The 6,090-nt window shown below is 71.3% G+C and carries 5 protein-coding genes; 4 read left to right on the top strand and 1 reads right to left on the bottom strand.

What is annotated here, in order from left to right:
* Positions 1-180: 180 nt before the first annotated feature.
* The 4 genes from SACHA_RS0101520 (at position 181) to purL (ending at position 5,277) form a co-directional block, all read left to right on the top strand.
* Positions 181-1,653 (top strand): aldehyde dehydrogenase family protein, encoded by a 1,473-nt coding sequence (locus SACHA_RS0101520; RefSeq protein ID WP_019806637.1) that lies wholly within the window; start codon positions 181-183, stop codon positions 1,651-1,653.
* Positions 1,654-1,989: 336 nt separating this feature from the next.
* The gene (gene purS, locus SACHA_RS0101525; RefSeq protein ID WP_028662783.1) at positions 1,990-2,229 is read left to right on the top strand and encodes a phosphoribosylformylglycinamidine synthase subunit PurS; all 240 of its coding nucleotides are present in this window, start codon (positions 1,990-1,992) and stop codon (positions 2,227-2,229) included.
* The gene (gene purQ, locus SACHA_RS0101530; protein WP_019806639.1) at positions 2,226-2,918 is read left to right on the top strand and encodes a phosphoribosylformylglycinamidine synthase subunit PurQ; all 693 of its coding nucleotides are present in this window, start codon (positions 2,226-2,228) and stop codon (positions 2,916-2,918) included. The genes purS and purQ overlap by 4 nt, the downstream gene beginning before the upstream one ends.
* Positions 2,919-2,958: 40 nt before the next feature.
* Entirely contained in the window at positions 2,959-5,277 is a 2,319-nt protein-coding gene (gene purL, locus SACHA_RS0101535) for a phosphoribosylformylglycinamidine synthase subunit PurL (protein ID WP_408640312.1), read from the top strand.
* 117 nt (positions 5,278-5,394) lie between these two features.
* Here purL and SACHA_RS0101540 read toward each other — a convergent pair.
* Positions 5,395-6,090, bottom strand: a 696-nt coding sequence (locus SACHA_RS0101540; RefSeq protein ID WP_019806643.1) for a hypothetical protein, incomplete at its 5' end; no start/stop codon positions are given.

Here is a 6,090-nt window from a genome sequence, read left to right on the forward strand (position 1 = left end):
CGGTGCGGTCGGCGAGGGCGGAGCGGGCGGAGAGCCGGGCCGCCGGGTCGGTGGGCCCGGACGGAACCACGGCCGGGCCCGTTCCCGGTGCGGCACGAGAGTCCACCGCGCCCTGATCGTGTCCCGCATGCGGTTGTTGGCGTGTTGTCAGTAACACTCCCGCGTCGTAGGGTGGTCGGTATGACCAGCACCGCCCAGGCCGTCGAGACGTTCGACTCCCTCGACCCCGCCACCGACGCCGTTGTCGGGACCCATCCGGTGCACAGCGCCGACGACGTGAACGCGGCCGTGTCCCGTGCCCGCGAGGCCGCCGGGTGGTGGGACTCGCTGGGCTTCGCGGGGCGTGCCGAGCGCCTGCGCCGGTGGAAGGGTGTCGTCGCCCGCCGCATGGACGAACTGTGCGCGGTCGTCAGCGCCGAGACCGGCAAGCCCGCGGGCGACGCCCAGCTCGAGGTGGTGCTGGCCGTCGAGCACATCGAGTGGGCCGCCCGGAACGCGCGCAAGGTGCTCGGGCGGCAGCGCCGTTCCCCCGGCCTGTTGATGTCGAACCAGGCGGCGACCGTGGAGTACCAGCCGCTCGGGGTGGTCGGCGTCATCGGCCCGTGGAACTACCCGGTGTTCACCCCACTGGGATCGATCAGCTACGCCCTCGCGGCCGGGAACGCCGTGGTTTTCAAGCCCAGCGAGTACACGCCCGGGGTGGGCCGGTGGCTGGTGGACGCCTTCGCCGAGGCGGTCCCGGAGTACCCGGTGTTCGATCTGATCACCGGATTCGGTGCCACCGGCGCGGCGCTCACCCGCGCGGACGTGGACAAGATCGCCTTCACCGGGTCCGCCGAGACCGGTAAGAAGATCATGGCGACCGCCGCGGAGCGGCTCACGCCGGTCATCATCGAGGCGGGCGGGAAGGACCCGCTGCTGGTCGACTCGGACGCCGACCTGGACGCCGCCGCCGACGCGGCCGTGTGGGGCGCGTTCTCCAACGCGGGGCAGACCTGCGTGGGCGTCGAGCGGGTGTACGCGCACACCGACATCCACGACGCGTTCGTGGACAAGGTCGTGGACCGGGCGACGAAGGTCGAGCCGGGTTCGGACTACGGCCCGATGACCATGCCCGCGCAGCTCGACGTGGTGCGCTCGCACATCACCGACGCCCTCGCCCGGGGCGGGCGGGCCCTGCTCGGCGGCTCCGACGCCGTGGGCGAGCGGTACGTGCGTCCGACCGTGTTGGTGGACGTGCCCGACCACTCCGAGGCGGTGTGCCGGGAGACTTTCGGCCCGACCGTCACGATCACCCGCGTGGCCGACATGGACGAGGCCGTCGACAAGGCGAACGACTCGACCTACGGCCTCGGCTCCACGGTGTTCTCCAAACGCCGGGGGACGGAGCTGGCCCGCAGGCTCCGCACCGGGCAGACCGCGATCAACGCCCCGCTGTCCTTCGCGGGCATCGCGTCCCTGCCGTTCGGCGGCATCGGCGACTCCGGCTTCGGCCGCATCCACGGGCCCGAGGGGCTGCGCGAGTTCGCCCGCCCGAAGGCGATCGCGCGCCAACGCTTCCCCACACCGGTCGCCCTCACCACCTTCGCCCGCACCCGCAAGACGGAAGACACCATCCGCAAACTCATCACCCGCCTGCACGGCCGCCGCTGACCCGTCCGGTCCGGGTTGTGTCGTGAAGGGCACTTTTCCTGCACTCAACGCAGGGAAAGTGCCCCTCACTGCGTTTGACGCAGGGAAAGTGCCCTTCACGGTCACCTGTCCTGTGGTCGCCACACACGGTCACTCCTCCGGATCGGGTGCTCGGCCGATCCGACGAAATCGATCCGGACACCTCGTCCCGGGCAACGTGGGCTTCCCTCCGTGCGTCTACCGATGTGAGAGCCGGGTGAAGAAGGCGGCCCGGGGGCCGAGGGGTGTCGGGGGCTCCTCGGCCTCTGGGTTACGCTCGACGCGCATCGACTGCGTCAAATCGAGGAGCAGCCTGTCGTGGCCCGAGTAGTCGTCGACGTCATGCCCAAACCCGAGATTCTCGACCCACAAGGCCAGGCGGTCGCCGGTGCGCTCGGCCGCCTCGGCTTCGACGGCGTGGGCGGGGTCCGCCAGGGGAAACACTTCGAGCTCGACGTCGACGACGACGTCGACGACGAGACCCTGTCCCGGATCGCCGAGGGGTTCCTGGCGAACCCGGTGATCGAGGAGTGGACCGTACGGAGGGTCGAGGCGTGAGTGCGCGCATCGGCGTCATCACCTTCCCCGGCACGCTGGACGACGTCGACGCCTCCCGCGCGGTGACCCGGTCCGGGGCCGAGGCGGTGCCGCTGTGGCACGCCGACGCCGACCTGCACGGCGTCGACGCCGTGGTGGTGCCGGGTGGTTTCTCCTACGGCGACTATCTGCGGTGCGGCGCGATCGCGCGGTTCGCCCCGGTGATGAGCTCGGTCGTGGAGGCCGCGGGCCGCGGGATGCCGGTGCTGGGCATCTGCAACGGTTTCCAGATCCTGTGTGAGGCGGGCCTGCTGCCGGGTGCGCTGGTACGCAACGAGAAGCTGCACTTCGTCTGCCGGGACCAGTGGCTGCGCGTGGAGGACACCACCTCGGTGTGGAGCACCCGCTACGAACCCGGCGCCGAGATCCTGATCCCGCTCAAGTCCGGCGAGGGCGGCTACGTCGCCGACGAGGCGACCCTGGACGGGCTGGAGGGTGACGGTCGCGTGGTGCTGCGCTACGTCGACGAGAACCCCAACGGCTCCCGTCGGGACATCGCCGGCATCCGCAGCGCGAACGGGCGGGTGCTCGGTCTCATGCCGCATCCCGAACACGCCATCGACGCGCTCACCGGCCCGTCCGACGACGGTCTCGGGGTGTTCTACTCCGCGCTCGACGCGCTCGGACGGACTCCCGCCCCGGCGGCCTGACCCGCCTCGACCCCCTACCCGCCCGACTAGGCTGGACAACGTGGCAGCACCCGAGACCGACCCCGCATCCGTGGTTTCCGACTCCCCCGACACCACCGCGCACGCCGAGCGGACCCCGGAACTGGCGCAGCCGTACCGGGAACTGGGCCTGGCCGACGACGAGTACGAGCGCATCCGCGGCATCCTCGGCCGCAGGCCCACCGAGGCCGAGCTGGCCATGTACTCCGTGATGTGGAGCGAGCACTGCTCGTACAAGTCGTCGAAGCGGCATCTGGCGTACTTCGGCGAGACCACCACGCCGGAGATGCGCGCGAAGATGCTCGCCGGGATCGGCGAGAACGCGGGCGTGGTGGACGTCGGGGACGGCTGGGCCGTCACGTTCAAGGTGGAGAGTCACAACCATCCGTCCTATGTGGAGCCGTATCAGGGTGCGGCCACGGGCGTCGGCGGCATCGTGCGCGACATCCTCGCGATGGGGGCGCGGCCGCTCGCGGTGGCCGACCCGTTGCGGTTCGGTCCCGCCGAGGCCGCCGACACCCGCCGGGTGCTGCCGGGGGTCGTCGCGGGCATCGCCGGCTACGGCAACTGCCTCGGTTTGCCCAACGTCGGCGGCGAGGTCGTGTTCGACGAAAGCTACGCGGGCAATCCGCTGGTGAACGCACTCTGTGTGGGCGCCATGCGCACCGAGAACCTGCACCTGGCGCACGCCTCGGGGACCGGCAACAAGATCATCTTGTTCGGTGCGCGGACCGGCCTCGACGGCATCGGCGGGGTGTCGGTGCTGGCCAGCGACACGTTCTCGGGTGCGGAGAGCGCGGGCGGGCGGAAGAAGCTGCCGAGCGTGCAGGTGGGCGACCCGTTCACCGAGAAGGTCCTCATCGAGTGCTGCCTCGAACTGTTCGACAAGCGCTTGGTCGTGGGTATCCAGGACCTCGGCGGTGCGGGCCTGTCCTGCGCGACCTCGGAGCTGGCCGCGGCAGGCGACGGTGGAATGCGTGTCGACCTGGACCGGGTGCCGCTGCGTGCTGAGGGCATGACCCCCGCCGAGATCCTGTCCAGTGAGTCGCAGGAGCGCATGTGCGCCGTGGTTAGTCCGTCCGATGTGGACGAATTCATGGCGGTGTGCCGCGAATGGGACGTGCTCGCCACCGAGATCGGCGAGGTCACCGACGGCGACAACCTGGTGGTGCGCTGGCACGGCGAGACGGTGGTGGACGTGCCGCCCCGCACCGTCGCCCACCAGGGTCCGGTCTACGACCGCCCGTACGCGCGGCCCGCGGAGCAGGACGACATCGGGGCGAACTCCCCGGACCGGCTCCCGCGTCCGTCCACTCCGGACGAACTGCGGGACACCCTGCTGCGGATGGTGTCGTCGCCGGAGCTGGCCTCGCGGGAGTGGGTCACTCAGCAGTACGACCGCTACGTGCGCGGCAACACCGTGTTGGCGCAGCCGTCGGATTCCGGGGTGATCCGGGTCGACGAGTCGACCGGCCGCGGGGTCGCGGTGGCCACGGACTGCAACAGCCGGTTCGTCCGCCTCGACCCGTACACCGGAACCCGGCTCGCGCTGGCCGAGGCGTACCGCAACGTCGCCACCAGCGGTGCGATGCCGACCGCGGTGTCGAACTGCCTCAACTTCGGTTCGCCGCACGACCCGGGCGTGATGTGGCAGTTCGAACGCGCCGTGCACGGCCTCGCGGACGGCTGTGCCGAGCTCGGGGTGCCGGTGACCGGCGGCAACGTCAGCTTCTACAACCAGACCGGCGACCGTGCGATCCTGCCCACCCCGGTGGTCGGCGTACTCGGTGTGCTGGACGACGTCCGGCGGCGTATCCCCACCGGGATCGGCAACGAGGCGGGCGAGAGCCTGCTGCTGCTCGGCGACACCCGGGACGAGTTCGGCGGGTCGGCGTGGGCGAAGATCGTGCACGGCCACCTCGGCGGCACACCACCGGTCCCGGACCTGGAGCGGGAGCGGCTGCTGGCCGAGATCCTGGTCGCGGGCTCCCGGGACGGGATGCTCTCGGCGGCGCACGACCTCTCGGACGGGGGGCTGGCGCAGGCGGCCGTGGAGATGGCGCTGATCGGCCAGTGCGGCGCGCGCCTCGTGCTCGATCCGGACGCCGACCCCTTCGTGCAGTTGTTCTCCGAGTCGGCGGGGCGGGTGCTCGTGGCGGTGCCGCGCAGCGAGGAATTGCGGTTCACCGAGATGTGCTCGGCGCGGGGTCTGCCGTGGCGTAAGGCCGGCGTGGTCGACCCGGACTCCGGGGCGCTGGAGATCCAGGACGTGGCGACCTTCGGCCTCGACGAGCTGCGCACGGCGTGGGAGAGCGCGCTCCCCGCGCTGTTCGAGGACTGATCGTCGCCTCGGCCGCCCGCCCCGCCGGGTGCTCGCCCGCCGTGGCGGTCACCTCACGAGAACATCAGTGAGTTGACGCCGTGGCTGACCGGAACGGTTTGGACGGTGTCGGGTCGGTCAGAACAGCGTGAAGGTGCTGACGCAGAGCTCGCCCCGCATGTCGATGATCGAGAGCAGTCCCGAGGTCTCGCTGCCGTCCAGCGTGCCGCTCAGGTCGTACAGGTGGATGGTGGCGAAGTCGTCCTCCCGCGGTTCGCCGGAGAGCGTGGCGGTGAGCTCGGCGGAGCCGTTCGTGACGGCTTTGACGTGATCCTCGCTCAGCGACGTGGTGTTCTCACAGAAGTGCCCCAGGGCCGCGTCGCGGTCCCCGCTGTGCAGGGTGTCGAGAAACCGCTGCGCGAGCTGGTCGGCCTCGCCGCCCGCGGCCGGAGCGGGGTCGCTGTCCCCGCCCGGTGTCTCCTCCGCGCCGGGGTGGGCGGGGCTGCTCGACGTGCCGCCGGTGCCCGGACCGGTGCCGGTCTCGCCCGGGACGACGTCCTTCCAGCACCAGTCACCGTCTCGCCGGGCGAGGACGGTCGTGACCCGCATACTGTTGCGCTGGTACGCCATCCGCGCCGTCGCGGTGTTCCCGGTCTCCCGGATGTCGCCGACGACCTTCACGTCGCGGATCGCCGGTGCCGTGCGGATCGTGCGCGGGACCTTTTCGGTGGCGTCGGGGCAGGCCAGGCGCCGGAGTCCCGCGGTGTCGTCGTTGTTCAGACCGTCGGCGACGCGCTGCGCGGCCGCGGCCGCACCCGTGCCCGTGCCGCCGTC

The organism is Saccharomonospora halophila 8, assembly GCF_000383775.1.
Classification (GTDB): Bacteria; Actinomycetota; Actinomycetes; order Mycobacteriales; family Pseudonocardiaceae; genus Saccharomonospora; species Saccharomonospora halophila.

Excerpts from the sequence above, each read along its gene's own strand:
- SACHA_RS0101520 (WP_019806637.1), top strand. The coding sequence starts at position 181 with ATGACCAGCACCGCCCAGGCCGTCGAGACGTTCGACTCCCTCGACCCC.